The organism is Microbispora rosea (assembly GCF_900156315.1).
Taxonomy (GTDB): domain Bacteria; phylum Actinomycetota; class Actinomycetes; order Streptosporangiales; family Streptosporangiaceae; genus Microbispora; species Microbispora rosea.
On record NZ_FTNI01000007.1, the window covers coordinates 169,997 to 186,785 of the forward strand.

Below are 16,789 nucleotides of genomic sequence, written 5' to 3' on the forward strand. Positions count from 1 at the left end.
GTCACACCTCTCCCTTGATCTCCAGCCGTTCGAGCGCCTTGACCAGCGGGTGGACGGTCAGGCCGATCTGCCACTCCCGCGCGCCCAGTGCGCGCAGCCGCGCCGCCACGGTCTCCTCGCTGATCGGCGCGGGCGGCTCCCAGGTCAGCCTGCGTACGGCGTCGGGCTGGAGGAGGTTCTCCGTCGGCATGCGGTGCTCGTCGGCGAGCGCGGCGACGACGGCACGCGCCGCCGCGAGCCGCTTGGCGGCCGCCGGGTCCCGGTCGGCCCACCGGTTGGCCGGGGGAGGGCCGTCCCCGGGCCCCACGGGCTGCGGCAGCGACGCCTCCGGCATCGTGCGGGCCCGGTTCACCGCCGTCAGCCAGTCGTTGAGGTGGCGGCGTGCGCTGCGGCCGACGAACGGCGTGATCTCGGTGAGGGCCTTGGTCGTGCGCGGCTGGTCGAGGGCGGCCTGCACGATCGCCGCGTCGGGCAGCACGCGGCCCGGCGCGAGGTCGGACTCCCGGGCGATCTCGTCGCGCAGCGTCCACAGCTCACGCACCACGGCGAGCCCGCGCAGCGTGCGCACCCGGTGGATGCCCGAGGTGCGCCGCCAGGGGTCGGTACGCGGGGGATGGGCGGGCGCGGCCAGGATCGACGCGAACTCCTCCAGCGCCCACTCCAGCTTGCCGGTGCCGGAAAGCTCGTCGTGCAGGACGTCGCGCAGCTCGACCAGCACCTCGACGTCGAGGGCGGCGTAGCGCAGCCAGTCCTCCGGCAGCGGGCGGGCCGACCAGTCGGCCGCCGAATGGCCCTTCTCCAGCCGCAGGCCGAGAACGAGCTCGACCATGGTGCCCAGGCCGACCCGCTCGTAGCCGAGTAGCCGCCCGGCCAGCTCGGTGTCGAACAGCCGCCCCGGGCGGAAGCCGAGCTCGGCCAGGCACGGCAGGTCCTGGTTGGCGGCGTGCAGGACGATCTCGGCGTCGCGTACGGCCTCGTCCAGCGCGGACAGGTCGGGACACTTGATCGGGTCGATCAGCGCGGTGCCCGCGCCGGCCCGGCGCAGCTGCACCAGGTAGGCGCGGCCGCTGTAGCGGTATCCGGAGGCGCGCTCGGCGTCGACGGCCACCGGCCCCGACCCGCGGGCGAAGGCGTCGACGGCGGCCGCGAGCGCGGCGGAGTCCTCGATGACGGGCGGGATTCCCTCGCGCGGCTCCAACAACGGCTGGATTACGGGTTCTGTCACGGGCTAAGGAACTTTCGGATCATCTCGGCGGGCGGGGCGCGGATGCAGCGTGGCGACGTCGGGCGGCAGCGGGGGGATGCCCGCGGCGAGGCACATGAGGTCGCACCAGGCGGCCGCGTGCGACGACAGGTCCTCGTCGAGCGGCGACCACGAGGCCCGCAGCTCGATCTCCGTGGTGACGGGGTCGTCCGCCTTGCCGCCGAATCCCTCCGAGACGGCGCGGGTGACCGTGCCACCCACCGCCGCGTATCGCGCGCCGTGGGCGTCGAGCGCCTCGGTGAGCCAGCTCCATGCCACCGGCCCCAGCAGCGGGTCTGTGGTCATCTCCGGCTCCATGTCGGCGCGTACGTAGGCGACGAGGCGGAACGGTCCCTCCCAGCCGCGCTGCCCCTCGGGGTCGAACAGCATGATCAGGCGGCCGACGGCGAGTTCGTCGTCGTCACGGTACACCGACGCCCCGACGGCCCCGGAATAGGGGGCGAGCCGCTGAGGTGCGGGAATGTCCTCCAGCTCGATCTCCGGCCGCACCTCGGCGGGGCGCAGCGTCTCCAGCGCGCGCCGGAAGGCGGCGGGAGGCGCAGGCGGTTCACCGAGGGTCATGACGGAAGAGTAGGTCGGATTCGGGATAGCGCGAAGCAGGGGGGTGGCTGTGGGGGGCATCGGAAGTCGTCAAACCGTCGCCGCCAGTCGAGCCGTCGCCCGGTCGGCCGTCCGCGCCCGGGCGCTTGCGCGCGTGCGGTCCCGGCGGTCGCCGCGGCCGTCCGCGCGGTCTCGCCGCCCCCTCGCGCGCGGCGCGCCGCTCGGGCGGGCGGGGCGCGCGGCGTCGCTGCCGGCACAGCGCTCAGTGCGGCGTTCGGGGGAACTCCACATCGAAGTCATCGCTCCGGGGCCTCTCGTCGGATCCACGGTCGTGGCGGTCGCTCGGGACTGATCCGACGTTGGCACGTCCCGGCGACATTTCCCCGCATCGCACTCGGCGTGTCTCGAAAGTGGTATTGGAATCGATGCCGGATGGCCGATTGACGAACACATTGCCGAGCTGTGAGATGACTCACAGGAGGGGTTGGGGTTCACCTTACGCGATCAACGGCCGTCCGCGCGTCGTTCTGGAGCCCCAGGTCATGGGTCCCCGCGCCGGGCGCCGCCGGGACATGGCAGGCTGGTGCCGTGAAACCCCAGCTCGCCGATTCCGTTTTCATTCGCGCGTGCCGGCGCGAGCCCGTTCCGCACACGCCGGTGTGGTTCATGCGCCAGGCCGGGCGGTCGCTGCCCGAGTACCGCCGGGTGCGCGCGGGCGTCGAGATGCTCACCGCCTGCGCCACGCCCGACCTCGTGGTCGAGATCACCATGCAGCCGTTCCGCAGGTACGGCACGGACGCGGCGATCTTCTTCAGCGACATCGTGGTCCCGCTCAAGGCCATCGGCGTCGACCTCGACATCAAGCCGGGCGTCGGCCCGGTCGTCGCGACCCCCATCCGCGACAAGGCGGGCATGGAGGTCCTGCGGCCCCTGGAGCCGGACGACGTCCCGTACGTGACGGAGGCGGTCGGCGCGCTCACCGGCGAGCTGGGCGGCACCCCGCTGATCGGCTTCGCCGGAGGGCCGTTCACGCTCGCGTCCTACCTCATCGAGGGCGGTCCCTCCAAGAACCACGACCGCACCAAGGCCATGATGTACGGCGAGCCCGAGCTGTGGCACGAGCTGATGGAGCGGCTCGGCGCGATCACGCTCGCCTTCCTGCGCGTGCAGGTCGCGGCGGGCGCCTCGGCCGTCCAGCTCTTCGACTCGTGGGTGGGCGCGGTCGCGCCGCAGGACTACCGCACCTACGTGCTGCCGCACACCAGCAAGATCTTCGCGGGCCTGGCGGACCTCGGCGTGCCGCGCATCCACTTCGGCGTCGGCACCGGCGAGCTGCTCGGCCTCATGGGCGAGGCCGGCGCCGACGTGGTGGGCGTCGACTGGCGGGTGCCGCTCGACGAGGCCGCGCTGCGCGTGGGCGCGGGCAAGGCCCTGCAGGGCAACCTCGACCCGGCGATCCTGCTCGCGCCCTGGGAGGTCGTCGAGAGGCGGGCCAGGGAGGTGCTCGAACGGGGCCGGGTGGCCGAGGGGCACGTGTTCAACCTCGGCCACGGCGTGCTTCCCTCGACCGACCCCGACCAGCTCGCCCGGCTCACCGACTTCGTCCACGAGTCGTCGGCCCGCTGAAGCACCCCTGAGGTACCACTAGGGCACCACCGAGACCTCACTGAGGCCTCACCGCGGCGTCACCGCGGCGTCACCGCGGCGTGCGCTCGGACTCCCGGTCCTGATCCCGGTTCTCGTCCCGGTCCTCGCGGGGAGCGGGAGGACCGGGGGGAACGGGCCCGGGAGGAACGGCGCCGGGCGGCACAGGACCGGCCGGCGGGGCCGCACGGCGGCGCATCCGGCGCATGACGACCCGGACGGCCAGCCACACCACCCCCGCCACGACGATCCAGGGCAGCAGCGCGCCCAGCACGGTCAGCGCCGCCACGGCCGACGTGGTCAGGGTGTCCCACCCGGCGCGCAGCCCGGCGAGGAAGCCGGTCCCGTCCTCCTCCTGCTCGGGGCGGGGCGAGGGCTTCGGCGTGGGCAGCAGGGTGAGCGTGACGGTGGCCATCCCGGTCTGCGCCTCCAAGGCCTTCTGTCTGGCCTGCAGCGACTCCAGATCGGCCTCGCGGCTGGAGATCTCCCGCTCGATCTCGAGGATCTCGCCGATCTTGTTCGCCTTCGACAGCAGCGTGCGGAACTGCCCGAGCGCGGCCTCGGCCGACTTCACCCGGCTGGCGACGTCGGCGACCTCCTCGGTGACGTCCTGCGCGTTCTGCCGCACCGAGGTGCGTTTCCCGAGGTCGCGTCCGATCTGGGCCAGCACGTCGGCGTAGCGCGCCGGCGGCACCTTGAACGCGATCGTCGACTGCTCGCCGCCGGGAATGGACGCGCTGCGCTCCTCGGCGACGTATCCGCCCGCGCCCGTCACGATCGCCTTCGCCCGCTCGGCCGCCGACGGGACGTCCTTGGCCTCGACGGTGAGCTCGGCCTGGTAGATGATCGCGCGAGCGGCCGGGTCGATCCTTGTCTTCTCCTGCCCGCCGCTCGCGCCGCCCGTGGCGGGCGCCCGCTCCTGAGCCGGGATCTCGGCCGTGGGGGCGTCCCCGGCCGGTGCCATGGTGCCGGCGACGCTGCCGGCCGCGTCGCTGCTGGATGCGCCCGAGCCGCCGCATCCCGTCAACAGAAAGGCGACGGACAGCAGGGCCGCCGCGCCGTACCGGATTCGCCTCATGCTCTTTACATCGGTTCACCGGCACGGGCAGTTCGACGCCGGCGATCACGATGGCATCACGATGCCGCCGTGGTCGCCGGCGTCTCTGTTTCCGGGGCGTGAGAGGGCTGTGGGGTGTTGGGGTCCCGTGGGCCCGGCCGGGCCGGGCCGGACCCACGGGACGTCTGGCTAGCCGCGCAGCCGCTCGATGAGCGCCTTCGCGTCGCGGATGAGCGCGTCGCTCGCGGCCTTGTCGGTCACCCTCTTGGGGTCGCCGGCGAAGCCGGTGAACCGCTCCAGGGCCTTGATCGCGTTGTCCTTCTTGCCCATGGCGGCCTGGTTGGCCGCCTGGTCGAGCTGCGCGATCAGCACGTCGCCGTCCTCGGTCACCGTGCCGGCGCTCCGGAAGGCGGTGAGGAGGGCCTTCACGTCCTCGAAGGAGGTCGTGACGGTGAAGGCCGCCGTCTTCTTCGTGGCGTGCCCGGCCTTGTCCTCGGCGGTCACGACCAGCTCGTTCTCGCCGAGCGGCAGCTTCCAGAGGGGGAGCGCCTCGCCCGGCTTGACCTGCAGGTCACCGACGGCCGCGGTCACGCTCGCCACCCCGGACGCGGCGTCCGTGGCGGAGAAGACGGGCGTGATCGAGGTCGAGTCGCCGTGGTCACCGGACTCGACGCCGCTGACGGTCAGCGCGGGCGCGGTCTTGTCGATCTTCACGGTGAGGGTGCCCTGCCCGACGTTGCCGCCGCTGTCGGTGGCCCGGTAGCGGACCTCCGTGGCGCCCTCGGTGCTGAACGTCACCGCGTTGTTGGCGCTCAGCCAGGTGGCGCCGCCGTTGATCGAGTACTGCCGGCTCGACACCGTGCCGTTGTCGGTCGCGGTCACCGTCATCGTCACGTTGCCGGTGTACCAGCCGTTCTCACCGTTCGGCTGGGCCGGGTTGAGCGCGGCCGTCACGGCCGGCGGGGTCTTGTCGGCGACGCCGTCGCCCACGAAGGTGAACGCGTCCACGTCCACGCCGCCGGTCGAGGTGACGTACAGCTTGCCGCTGCCCGTCGGGGCGTTCTTCAGGTCGGTGGTCACCGTCTGCCAGCCGGCGCCGGCCGGGATCGCGACGGTCGCGAACGGGGCCCCGGTCGGCGAGTTCCAGCGCAGCGACAGGGTGCCCGCGCCGGTGGCCACGGTCTTCACGGACGTGATGCCGCTGAGGTTCACCGGGTCGTAGCCGATGTAGTCGCCGGCGTCGAACGAGGTGACCTTGTTGAGGCCGGACGCCGTCTCGTCCTGGGTCTTGGTGACGCCCTTGCTGTCGTCCCCGTGCTCGGCCTGCATGAGCTTCGGGTTGAGGATCAGCGTCGCGTCGCTGCTCGCGCCGGGGATGCCGTTGGCGCCGTTGTCGCGATAGCTGACCACGACGACGCCGAAGATGTTCTCGGTCTCGCCGTGCTCGGGCGCGTCGGCCGGGGTCGCCCAGGTGACGGTGCAGCCGGTGCCCGTGGTGATCGGGTGGGCGTGCGTGTCGTGGCCGAGGCCGAAGGTCCACGCGACCCTGCTGCAGGTCGGGTCGTCGCCGTCCTCCTGGTCGGTCACCTTGACTTTGAACGGAACCGCGTTGCCCCAGTCGATGAACCCGCCGTCGCCGGGGGTCTCGATGCCGACCGTGGGCGCGGTGTTGCCGACGGTGATCTCGGTCGTGGCGAGGCCGAACCTGCCGCCCGCGTCGGTGACGCGGAGCCTGGCGGTGTACTGCCCGAGCTTGTCGTAGGTGTGGCTCGCCGTCACACCCTTCGCGTCGAAGGAGCCGTTGCCGTCGAAGTCCCACTCGTAGGTGAGGTCGCCCGCCTCGGCGTCGGTGGACTTGGCGCCGCTGAACTGGACGGTGAGCGGCGCGTTGCTGCCCGACGTCCTGTCAGCGGTGATCTTCGCCTGCGGCGCCTTGTTGCCGGGCGAGTAGTCGATGCGGTAGAGGCCCGAGTCGGGGTTGGCGCGGAAGAAGCCGTCGCCGTACTCGAGGACGTAGAGCGCGCCGTCGGGGCCGAACTCGAGGTCCATCGGGTTGTCCGTGATGGGCATCGCCATCTTGGTCAGCTCGGCGTTGGGCAGGACCTGCTCGATTTTGGTGACCGGGCCGTCCGGGCCGGACACGGTGAACGCCGCCAGGTAGTCCTGGGAGAACTCGCCCATGAAGAACTTGTTGTCCCAGTATTCGGGGAACTTCGTCGTCGAGGGGTTGTCCGCGTCGTAGTGGTAGACCGGGCCGCCCATCGGGGCCTGGCCGTTCTGCGCCGGGTCGAACTCGGTCAGCCCCGACCACTCGGCCGGCTGGTCGCTCGCGCGGTCGCCGTAGTACAGGTCGGCCGGGGTCGCCGGGGGCAGCTTCTCCAGGCCGGTGTTCCACACGGAGTTGTTGGTCGGGCCGCCCGCGCAGTCGAAGAACTCGCGCGGCTTGGAGTTCGCGTAGTCCCAGTGGTTGTAGTTGAAGTTGTCGCCGGTGCAGTACGGCCAGCCGCCGTTCATCGGCTTGTTCAGCGGGGTCACGTTCCACTCGACGTACCCCATCGGGCCGCGGTTGGGGTCGGCGGCGCCGGCGTCCGGTCCGTAGTCGCCCCACGACAGCGTGCCGGATTTCCCGTCGACGTCCATGCGGAACGGGTTCCGCACGCCCATCACGAAGATCTCGGGCCTGGTCTTGGCGGTGCCCTTCGGGAACAGGTTGCCGTCCGGGACGGTGTAGGAGCCGTCCTCCTGCACCTTGATCCGCAGGATCTTGCCGCGCAGGTCGTTGGTGTTGCCCGCGCCGCGGCGGTCGTCGAAGCCCGGGTTCATCCCGGGAGCGTCGTTGTTGGGCGCGAAGCCGTTGGCGCCGGGGGTGCTGGCCGGGGTGTTGTCGCCGGTGGCCAGGTAGAGGTTGCCCTCGTCGTCCCAGTCGAAGTCACCCGCGACGTGGCAGCACTGCCCGCGGTTGGTCCCGATCTTGATGATGACCTGCTCGGTCGACAGGTCGAGCTTGTCGCCGTCCCACTTGAACCGGGAGAGCTGGTTGTAGCCCTTCCACTGGTTCCAGTACGACTCGTCGGCGCCCGCGGGCAGAGAGTTGGGCGCGGAGCCGGTCGGAGTCGTCTCCGGGTACGGCCCGGTCATCTGCCTGGGCGCGTAGTAGACGTAGACCCACTTGTTGTTCGCGAAGTCGGGGTCGAGGCCGATCGTCTGCAGGCCGTCTTCGGAGTTGTTGTAGACGTCGATCGTGTTGACGACCTTGGTGACGCCGGTGGCGGGGTCGGTCATCCGGACGTCGCCGTTGCGGGCGGTGTGCAGCACCCGGCTGTCCGGCAGGATCGCCATGTCGATCGGCTCGCCGACGTCCTTGGTGAGGGTGACCTTCTCGTAGTTCTCCCAGTGCAGCGCGTCTTCGTGCGCCTGGGCCGGAGCGGCGGTGAGCGTCGCCGCGAACGGGAGCGTCAACGCGGCGGCGAGACCGCCGACCAGTATGCGAGTACGCTTCAAGTCTGCTGCGCCTCTTCTTCCAGGGGGGGTGGCAGGAAAAGGCGGGCCGCCGCGTGCCGGTGGAACGGGTCGAACGCGTGGCGGTCCGCCATACTCAAGCGATCAGCCGAACTGCTCGGGCGGGCGTCAGCCGCGGAGCTTGGCGATGTTGTCGTAGCTCAGCTTCGAGTACTCCAGGGACTGCGCCGGGTTGGCCGTGCCGCCGGGGGCGTTGTCCTGCTCGTACATCGGGTTGTGGTAGCCCTTGGCGCCCATCTGGGAGAAGAAGCTCTTGTAGTCGATGTCGCCGGTGCCGAACGGAACCATGTCGTACCCGTTGGAGGTGGCGGTGTTGATCTTGCCGTCCTTGGCGTGGAACAGCGGGAACCGCATCGTCTGGGCCTGCACGACGCCGAGCGGGTTGAAGACCTGCGTCTGGGTGGAGCCGTCGGGCGCGGTGTAGGTCTTGTACTTGTACTGGGCCACGTGCGCCCAGAAGATGTCCATCTCCAGCCAGACCTTGCCCGGGTCGGTCTGCGAGAGGAAGTACTCGAGGCGGCGGATGCCGGAGGAACGGGTGGGCCGGCCCTGGGCGTCGAGCGGGCCGCTGTCGAGCAGGAAGCTGTAGGCCACGTCGTGGTTGTGGGTGTACAGCTTGAGGCCGGCCGCGGTGGCGAGCTCGCCCAGCGTGTTCCACTTGTCGGCGGCCACGTCCCAGTCGGCCTTGTAGGCGCTGCCGGTCGGGTCGTTGCCGGTGCCCACGTGGCTCATGCCGAGGATGTTGGCGATCTCCAGGTGGAGCTTGAAGCGGTCGAGGTCGGCCTGGTTCAGCGGCCAGGAGCCGGGGATGAAGCCGTGGTTGCCCTCGGCCTCCAGGCCGTTGTCGTCCAGCCATGTGCGCAGCAGGCGGGCGCCCTCGACGGTCTCCAGGTTGGCGCCGCCCTCGGCGTTGGCGTGCTGGGCGTAGCCGGCGAACTCCACCTGCTTGTAACCGATCCGGCTGAGCTCTTCGAGCACCGGGCGGAAGCCGGACGGGAGGGTGGTCGACCGCGGGTCCCGTGAGACGGCGTCGCGGACGGTGTACAGGATGATGCCCCGCTTGCCGGGCGGCACGAGCACGCCGTTGCCCGCGGTCGCCGCACGCGCGGCCGACTTCATCGGGCCTGCCGCGGCCACGGCGGCGGCCGCCGCCATGCCGGTCGTGGCCGCGAGGAACTGACGGCGGTTGAGCCCCAGCCTGCGTCCGAGGTTGCCGGCGGTCTCCATCTCTTCTTCGTACGCGCTCATCGTCTAGCCAACTCCATCTGCGTGAAGAACTCGGTCCCCCCGATGACGCGGCCGTGCCGCGGGTGCCTCCGCTCCTTGTTTCACTCCGGGTCTCACTCCGGCCCTTCGGGACGGTGCGGAGCCACATGGCGAGCAAGTTACGCGACTTCTGCTCAATGGGGAAGAAGTTTTGCAATGATCTTTTTGACTTTGTCTTTGAAGAGGACAAAGTCGGGCTGTTGGGCGACCGGCTCATCGAGCGGGTGTCGTCGTGATCGCGCCGCGGTGCCCGTGGTGAGAGCCGGGGACCGGGATCCCGTCACGCTGTTCGTGTGCAGGTGGGGGGACTTTCTATGCCCTCTCGGGAAACTTTTGCTTGTCAGTGCCGAAAGATCCCTCTTACTATCCGAATGTTCCGGGGTCACCCTTCATACCCGAGTTGACGGGAGAGTTACAGTGCCGATCGGTGTCTGGCTGGTCGACGCCCGGGGGGCCGTCGCGACCACAGCCGTGGTCGGGGCGACGGCGGTCCGGGCGGGAGCGGCCCCGCCCACCCAGTACGCCCGGTGGGCGGCGTTCGCGCAGGCCCCGTCGGCGGTGCGGCCGTGAGGGCCTGGTTGGAGCTGGTCCGCGCGCCCGCCGCGCTGTCGGTTCCGGGGGACACGCTCGCCGGCGCCGCGGCGGCCGGACGATCGGCCCGGCCCGGCCTCGCCGCCGCGTCGGTGCTGCTCTACTGGGCCGGAATGGCGCTCAACGACTGGTCGGACCGGAAGATCGACGCGAAGGAGCGGCCGGAACGGCCCATCCCCTCCGGCCGGATCAGCCCGGAGGGCGCGCTCGGCCTCGCCGCCGCACTGACCGGCGCCGGGGTGGCCACCGCCGCGGTCTTCGGCGGACGCCGAGGGCTCGCGCTCGCGGGCCTGCTCGCCGGCGCCGCCTGGGCCTACGACCTGCGCCTCAAGCACACGGCGGCGGGCCCGGCCGCGATGGCGGCCTGCCGCGTGCTCGACGTCCTGCTCGGGGCGGGCTCCAACACGCGGGCGGCCGCCCCCATGGCGCTGGCCGTCGGCGCCCACACCTACGGGATCACCCTGCTCGGCCGCGCCGAGGTGGACGGCGCCACCCCCGCGACCGTCACGCAGGCGCTGGCCGCGACCGGCGCGTCCGCGGCGCTGGCCGCCGTCGCCTGCCGCGGCGGCGACACCACCGGGCGGCTGGGCGCCGCCGCGATGATCGCCGGCTACCTCGCCACCGCCGGAAGGGCCCAGGCGGCGCTGCGCGCCGACCCCGACCCCGAGCAGGTGCGGCAGGCGGTGCGGATGAGCATCCTCGGCCTGATCCCGCTGCAGGCGGCCGCGGTGGCCGGGCGGGGCAGGCTCGCCCAGGCTGCGGCGCTGCTGGCCGCGCTGCCGGCCGGCCGGTGGCTGTCGGCGAAGGTGGCCACCTCGTGACCGTGCTCATGAACTGGGCCTACTGCACCAACGGGTTCCGCGACCACCCGCTCGACCAGACACTGGAGGTGCTCGCCGACCTCGGCTACACCGGCGCGGCGGTCTCCCTCGACCACGGGCACCTCATGCCCGGGGCCTCCCCGGCGGAGGTCGGGCGGATCGCGGCGCTGGCGGAGCGGCTCGGCCTGGCCCTCGCCGTCGAGACGGGCGGCCGTTACACGCTCGACCCCCGGCGCAAGCACTTCCCGACCCTGCTGCACGACGAGGCCGAGGCGCGGGTGCGTTTCCTGCGCGGGGCCATGCGGACCGCGGCCGACCTCGGCGCGCCCGTGGTGCATCTGTGGAGCGGCATCCGGCCGCCCGAGGTGCCCGAGCAGGAGGCGTGGGACCGGCTCGTACGGCAGTGCGAGCGCCTGCTCTCCGAGGCGGACGAGGCGGGCGTCACGCTCGGGTTCGAGCCCGAGCCGGGCATGCTCGTGGCGGATCTCGCCGGATACGAACGGCTGCGCGACCTGCTCGGCGGGCACCCGAGGTTCGGCCTCACCCTCGACATCGGGCACTGCCGCTGCCTGGAGCCGTACGACGTGACCGAGTGCGTCGAGCGGGCGCTGCCGCACCTGGTGCACGTCCAGATCGAGGACATGCGGCGGGGCGTCCACGAGCATCTCGAGTTCGGCGAGGGCGAGATCGACTTCCCGCCCGTGCTCGCCGCCCTCGACGGCTTCGGCGGGCTGGTCGCCGTCGAACTGGCGAGGCACAGCCACGCGGCGCCCGACGTGGCGCGAAGGTCGATCGAATTCCTGAGGAGGGCACATGACCTGGCTGGCGCGGGCCGTAGCCGACGTTGAGCGCGACCCTGAGACCGTCTACGCGGTGTTCCCGCGGGCCGCGCGGGAGGGCGGCCCGGGCGCCCGCGCGGAGCTGCTGAGAACGCTCACGAAGACCGTGCAGGACCCCGTGGCGGCCATCACGAAGCTCTACTGGCAGGGCGACGCGGGGGAGCGGCTGGAGATCCTGGAGTCGCTTCCGCAGCTCGACCTCGGTCCGGCCGCTCTCCCGCTCGTCCACGACGCCCTGCGGACCAACGACACCCGGCTGGTCGCCGCCGCGCTCGGCCCGTACGGCTCGGCCTGGCTTGACGACCACGCCTTCCGGCAGGGCGTGCTCAAGTGCGTTTTCATGTCCGTCCCGCTCACGTCCGTCGAGGGCCTCGACCGGCGGTTCGACGAGGAGCTGCGGCGCATGCTCGCCGACTTCGCCGCCGAGCGCCGCGCGGCCGGACGGCCCGTTCCCCCCGACGTTCTCGAGAGGCTCTGATTCCCGATGAGGATCTTCGACCCCCACGTCCACATGACGTCCCGCACGACGGACGACTACGAGCGCATGTACGCCGCCGGGGTCCGTGCCGTCGTGGAGCCCGCCTTCTGGCTCGGCCAGCCGCGCACGAACGTCGGCAGCTTCCTCGACTACTTCGACGCGCTGCTCGGCTGGGAGCCGTACCGCGCCGCGCAGTACGGCATCCGCCACCACTGCACGCTCGCGCTCAACCCCAAGGAGGCCAACGACCCGCGCTGCGCGGGCGTGCTGGACGAGCTGCCCCGCTACCTGCTGAAGGACTCCGTCGTGGCGGTCGGCGAGGTGGGCTACGACTCGGTGACGCCGGAGGAGGACCGCGTCTTCGAGGCCCAGCTCGCGCTGGCCGACGAGCACGGCCTGCCGGTGCTCGTGCACACCCCGCACCGCGACAAGGCGGCCGGGACCCGGCGGACGCTCGACGTGGTCAAGGGCATGGAGCCTGGCAGGGTCCTCGTCGACCACCTCAACGAGCTGACCGTCGGCATGGTCCGCGACGCCGGGTGCTGGGCGGGTTTCTCGATCTACCCGGACACCAAGATGGACCCGGACCGGATGGTGGCGATCCTCAAGGAGTACGGCACCGAGCGGATGATCGTGAACTCCGCCGCCGACTGGGGGCGCAGCGATGTGCTCAAGACCCGCGAGGTCGGCGAGGCCATGCTGGCCGCCGGGTTCACCGACGACGACGTGGACCAGGTGCTGTGGCGGAACCCGGTCGCGTTCTACGGCCAGAGCGGGCGCCTGCACCTGGACGACGTCGAGTCCGGCGGCGACTACGAGGGCAACACGATCCTGCGCGGGACGCGCTGACATGCGTCTGCTGCATCCCTCCGGTTCCGTCGTCCACCTGGCCTACTGCACCAACGTCCACCCCGCCGAGGACCTCGACGGGATCCACGGGCAGCTGTCCGGCGTCGCCGCCCGGGTGCGGGCGCTGACCGGCGCGCCCGTGCTCGGCCTCGGGCTGTGGCTGTCGTCGGGCGCGGCACGGGCGCTGCGGGCCGACCCCGGCGAGCTGGCGCGGCTGCGCGCCCGGCTGGACGAGCTGGGTCTTGAGGTCGTCACCCTCAACGGCTTCCCCTATCAGGGCTTCCACGACCAGGTCGTGAAACTCCGGGTGTACCGGCCCGACTGGGCGGAGCCGGAACGGCTCGCCTACACCCTCGACCTGGCGGAGATCCTCACCGCGCTGCTGCCGGACGACGTGACCGAGGGCTCGATCTCGACGCTGCCCCTCGCCTGGCGCACCGGCTGGACGCCGGACAAGGCCGGGGCCGTCGCCGCCAACCTCGACGCGCTCACCCGCGGCCTGCGGGAGCTGGCGGAGCGCACCGGCAAGACGATCCGCGTCGGCTTCGAGCCCGAGCCCGGCTGCATCGTGGAGACCACGCCCCAGGCGGTCGAGCTGCTGGCCGGCACCGACCCCGCGCATCTCGGCGTCTGCCTCGACGCCTGCCACCTCGCCGTCGGTCTCGAGGAGCCCGCCGACGCCGCCGCCCTGGGGCTGCCGATCGTGAAACTCCAGGTCTCGTCCGCCGTCGAGGCGCCGCCGGGCGGCCAGCGCGCGCTGGCGGCGTACGAGGAGGAGCGGTATCTCCACCAGACGCGCTGCGCGGCCGGATACGCCGACGACCTGCCGGAGGCTCTGGCCGGAGGGCTCCCGGCGGACCTGCCGTGGCGCACGCACTTCCACATGCCGCTGCACGCCGCGCCCCCGCCTCCGCTCGCCACGACCACCCCGTACCTGGAGGACCTGCTGGAACGCCTCCTGGCCTCCCCGGACGCGCCCCTCACCCGGCACCTCGAGGTCGAGACCTACACCTGGAGCGTGCTTCCCGGCCCGGTGGACGTCGCGGAGGGCATCGCGGCCGAGCTGGACTGGACCCGGCGGCGGCTCGCCGCCCTCGGACTTAAGGAGATCTGATGGCGCCCGTCGTCGTCGTGAACGTCGTCGGCCTGACCCCGCGCCTGCTGGCGCACATGCCGAACGTGTCCAAGGTCGGCACCGCCGCGTCTTTGCGGCCCGTGCTGCCCGCCGTGACCTGCTCGGTGCAGGCGACTCTGCTGACCGGATCGATGCCGCGCGACCACGGCATCGTCGGCAACGGCTGGTACTTCAGGGACCTCGGCGAGGTCTTCCTGTGGCGGCAGCACAACCGGCTGATCCAGGGCGAGCAGCTGTGGGACGCGGTGCCCGGGATCCGCACGGCCAACGTCTGCTGGTGGTACGCCATGGGCGGCTCCAGCGACTTCATCGTCACCCCGCGCCCGATCTACTACGCCGACGGGCGCAAGGAGCCCGACTGCTACACCAGGCCGCCGCAGCTGCACGACGACCTGGTCGCCGAGCTGGGCGAGTTCCCGCTGTTCACCTACTGGGGGCCGACGGCGAGCATCACCTCGTCCAAGTGGATCATCGCGGCCGCCCGCCGGATCCTCGCGAAGGAACGGCCGGACCTGCTCATGGTCTACATCCCGCACCTCGACTACGACCTGCAGCGCTTCGGGCCCGACGCGCCGCAGGCCGTCGCGGCGGCCCGGGAGGTCGACGCCGCGCTCGCGCCGCTGCTGCAGGAGGACGCCACGGTGATCGTGCTGTCCGAGTACGGCATCACCAACGCGTCCCGCCCGGTCGACGTCAACCGGGCGCTGCGCAGGGCGGGGCTGCTGGAGGTCTACACGCAGGACGGCATGGAGTATCTCGACCCCTGGGCCTCCCGGGCCTTCGCGGTCGCCGACCACCAGGTCGCCCACGTCTACGTGAACGACCCCGCCGACCTGGCCCGCGCACGGGACGTCGTGGCCGAGCTGCCGGGCGTGGACGAGGTGCTGGGTCAGGAGGGCAAGGTCAAGTACGGCCTCGACCACGAGCGGGCCGGCGACCTCGTCGCCGTGGCGGAGCCGGACGCGTGGTTCACCTACTACTACTGGCTGTCCGACGACCGGGCGCCCGACTTCGCGAAGCTCGTGGAGATCCACCGCAAGCCGGGATACGACCCGGCGGAGCTGTTCATGGACCCGGACGACCCGCTGGTGAAGCTGCGCGCCGGCACGGCGCTGGCCCGCAAGAAGCTGGGCATGCGCTACAAGATGTCGGTCGTGCCGCTCGACCCGGAGCCGGTGCGCGGCAGCCACGGCCGCCTGCCCGACGCGGCGGCGGACGGGCCGGTGCTGCTCGGCCCCTTCGACCGGGACGCCTACGCCGCGACCGAGGTCAAGGGCCTGATCACGCAGCTGCTGAAGGGCTGAGCCCTTTACGGACGGCCGCCGTCCCCCGCGGGGGACGGCGGCCGTCCGGCGTCTTGACCCGGCCGTGCGGGCCGCGCGCTCACTCGACGGAGAAGACGTGGTCGCTGATCAGCCGGGTCGCCCCGATGATCCCGGCCGTGTCGCCGAGCTCGGACAGCACGATGGGCAGGTTGCCGGTGGCCAGCGGCAGCGAGCGCTGGTAGACGACGCTGCGGATCTCCGCGAGCAGCGCGTGGCCGAGGCCGGCCACGCCGCCTCCGATGATCACCAGGCCGGGGTTGAAGAAGCTCACGAGCGATGCGAGCACCAGGCCCACGTGCCGCCCGCCTTCGCGGACCATCCGTACGGCGGCGGCGTCCCCCGAGGCGGCCGCCGTGGCGACGTCCTCCGCCGTCAGTGTGCCCTCCTGTGCGAGCCGTTCCGCGAGGAAGGGGGAGTCGCCCGACTCCGCGGCGGCCCGCGCGTCGCGGGCCAGCGCCGCGCCGCCGAAGTACGCCTCTAGGCAGCCCGTGTTGCCGCAGGTGCACAGCGGGCCGTCCTCCGACACCCGGATGTGGCCGATGTCGCCGGCGCTGCCGGTCACACCGCGGTAGATCTCGCCGTCCACCACGATGCCGCAGCCGATGCCGGTGCCGATCTTCACCAGCAGGAAGTCGCCGACGGCCCTGGCCAGGCCCGAGTGCAGCTCGCCCAGTGCCATGATGTTCACGTCGTTGTCCACGAGCACCGGGCAGCCGAACTCGCGGCTCAGCGTCTCCCGCACGGGAAAACGGTCCCAGCCCGGCATGATCGGGGGCGAGACCGGCGTCCTGTCGAGGAAGCTCACCGGGCCGGGGACCCCGATCCCGACGCCGTGGATCTCGGTCGTTCCGCCGGCCCGCAGCTTGCCGACCAGTTCGAGGGCCTGCTCCAGCACGGCCTCGGGGCCGTCCCGCACGTCCGCCGGCTTCGACAGATGGCCGAGCACCTCCAGCTCGCCGTTGGTCAGCCCGACGTCGATGGAGGTGGCGCCGATGTCGATGCCGACGAACCGCAGGTGTGAGGCGACCCGTACGATGCCCGACCGGCGGCCGCCCCGCGAGGCCGCGAGCCCGCCCGATTCGAGAAGGTTCAGTTTGGTGAGCCGGTCGAGCTCGAGTGTGAGCTTCGACGGTGACAGACGGGTCACCTCGCCGAGTTCGGCGCGCGAGCGCGCGCCGTCCTGACGCAGGAGGCGCAGGATTCGCGCCTGGTGCGGGTTCTCGGGGCGAGCCGTCATACGCTTCACGCCGCTCTTCGGGGTCGGGGACTCGGATGAGTGTCAGAAGCGACTGCACTTCTGCTCCCAGTGCAACAACTTTATTACAACGAACCCTTACTTTTTGCCTAGAAGGTGAAAAGTTTCTAAGGATCTTGCGTTCCTGTCGGCTTTGGCGGCCGGTGTTCCGAAACATGACTATGTGTGCTCTACCGTGGCGGCCGGGCTCCCCGCCTCGCGGCGGG

The 16,789-nt window shown here is 71.8% G+C and carries 14 protein-coding genes; 8 read left to right on the top strand and 6 right to left on the bottom strand.

Annotation, left to right across the window (positions count from 1 at the left end; translation table 11 throughout):
- Nucleotide 1 precedes the first annotated feature (1 nt).
- Together BXA11_RS12680 and BXA11_RS12685 are read right to left on the bottom strand one after the other, a co-directional pair.
- Complete coding sequence (locus BXA11_RS12680; protein WP_076434669.1) at nucleotides 2-1,225, bottom strand: HRDC domain-containing protein; 1,224 nt, start codon at nucleotides 1,223-1,225, stop codon at nucleotides 2-4.
- Between the two features lie 3 nt (nucleotides 1,226-1,228).
- Nucleotides 1,229-1,825, bottom strand: coding sequence for a DUF3000 domain-containing protein (locus tag BXA11_RS12685; protein ID WP_030505431.1), 597 nt, complete (start codon nucleotides 1,823-1,825; stop codon nucleotides 1,229-1,231).
- A gap of 567 nt (nucleotides 1,826-2,392) precedes the next feature.
- Here BXA11_RS12685 and hemE point away from each other — a divergent pair.
- A complete protein-coding gene (gene hemE, locus BXA11_RS12690) occupies nucleotides 2,393-3,430 on the top strand; it encodes a uroporphyrinogen decarboxylase (protein ID WP_076434670.1) in 1,038 nt (345 codons plus the stop codon).
- 70 nt (nucleotides 3,431-3,500) lie between these two features.
- Here the strand turns inward: hemE and BXA11_RS12695 are convergent, their stop codons facing one another.
- The 3 genes from BXA11_RS12695 to BXA11_RS12705 all read right to left on the bottom strand — a co-directional run bounded on the left by BXA11_RS12695 (nucleotide 3,501) and on the right by BXA11_RS12705 (nucleotide 9,272).
- Nucleotides 3,501-4,526 carry a DUF4349 domain-containing protein gene (locus BXA11_RS12695; RefSeq protein WP_076434671.1) on the bottom strand — a complete coding sequence of 342 codons (1,026 nt, stop codon included), beginning with the start codon at nucleotides 4,524-4,526 and terminating at the stop codon, nucleotides 3,501-3,503.
- A gap of 168 nt (nucleotides 4,527-4,694) precedes the next feature.
- Nucleotides 4,695-8,006 carry a PQQ-dependent sugar dehydrogenase gene (locus BXA11_RS12700; RefSeq protein ID WP_083744187.1) on the bottom strand — a complete coding sequence of 1,104 codons (3,312 nt, stop codon included), beginning with the start codon at nucleotides 8,004-8,006 and terminating at the stop codon, nucleotides 4,695-4,697.
- A 126-nt stretch (nucleotides 8,007-8,132) separates the two neighbouring features.
- Nucleotides 8,133-9,272: a sugar phosphate isomerase/epimerase family protein gene (locus tag BXA11_RS12705; RefSeq protein ID WP_030505427.1), complete on the bottom strand. Its 1,140-nt coding sequence runs from the start codon at nucleotides 9,270-9,272 to the stop codon at nucleotides 8,133-8,135.
- A 435-nt stretch (nucleotides 9,273-9,707) separates the two neighbouring features.
- On the opposite strand from BXA11_RS12705, the gene BXA11_RS43095 reads away from it, so the two are divergent.
- The 7 genes from BXA11_RS43095 to BXA11_RS12740 are packed head-to-tail and all read left to right on the top strand — an operon-like array spanning nucleotide 9,708 to nucleotide 15,307.
- On the top strand, nucleotides 9,708-9,860 hold the full coding sequence (locus BXA11_RS43095; protein WP_156080698.1) for a hypothetical protein: 153 nt from the start codon (nucleotides 9,708-9,710) through the stop codon (nucleotides 9,858-9,860).
- The gene (locus BXA11_RS12715; protein ID WP_076434673.1) at nucleotides 9,857-10,702 is read left to right on the top strand and encodes an SCO3242 family prenyltransferase; all 846 of its coding nucleotides are present in this window, start codon (nucleotides 9,857-9,859) and stop codon (nucleotides 10,700-10,702) included. The genes BXA11_RS43095 and BXA11_RS12715 overlap by 4 nt, the downstream gene beginning before the upstream one ends.
- Nucleotides 10,699-11,550, top strand: coding sequence for a sugar phosphate isomerase/epimerase family protein (locus BXA11_RS12720; RefSeq protein WP_239104969.1), 852 nt, complete (start codon nucleotides 10,699-10,701; stop codon nucleotides 11,548-11,550). Before BXA11_RS12715 ends, BXA11_RS12720 begins: the two co-directional genes overlap by 4 nt.
- Nucleotides 11,516-12,019: an EboA domain-containing protein gene (locus BXA11_RS12725; protein ID WP_076434674.1), complete on the top strand. Its 504-nt coding sequence runs from the start codon at nucleotides 11,516-11,518 to the stop codon at nucleotides 12,017-12,019. Before BXA11_RS12720 ends, BXA11_RS12725 begins: the two co-directional genes overlap by 35 nt.
- Before the next feature lie 6 nt (nucleotides 12,020-12,025).
- Nucleotides 12,026-12,868 (top strand): TatD family hydrolase, encoded by an 843-nt coding sequence (locus BXA11_RS12730; RefSeq protein WP_030505423.1) that lies wholly within the window; start codon nucleotides 12,026-12,028, stop codon nucleotides 12,866-12,868.
- Nucleotide 12,869: 1 nt separating this feature from the next.
- Complete coding sequence (gene eboE, locus BXA11_RS12735) at nucleotides 12,870-13,982, top strand: metabolite traffic protein EboE (protein ID WP_030505422.1); 1,113 nt, start codon at nucleotides 12,870-12,872, stop codon at nucleotides 13,980-13,982.
- Nucleotides 13,982-15,307: an alkaline phosphatase family protein gene (locus BXA11_RS12740; protein ID WP_030505421.1), complete on the top strand. Its 1,326-nt coding sequence runs from the start codon at nucleotides 13,982-13,984 to the stop codon at nucleotides 15,305-15,307. Before eboE ends, BXA11_RS12740 begins: the two co-directional genes overlap by 1 nt.
- A gap of 79 nt (nucleotides 15,308-15,386) precedes the next feature.
- Here the strand turns inward: BXA11_RS12740 and BXA11_RS12745 are convergent, their stop codons facing one another.
- On the bottom strand, nucleotides 15,387-16,565 hold the full coding sequence (locus BXA11_RS12745; RefSeq protein ID WP_076434675.1) for an ROK family transcriptional regulator: 1,179 nt from the start codon (nucleotides 16,563-16,565) through the stop codon (nucleotides 15,387-15,389).
- Nucleotides 16,566-16,789: the final 224 nt, after the last annotated feature.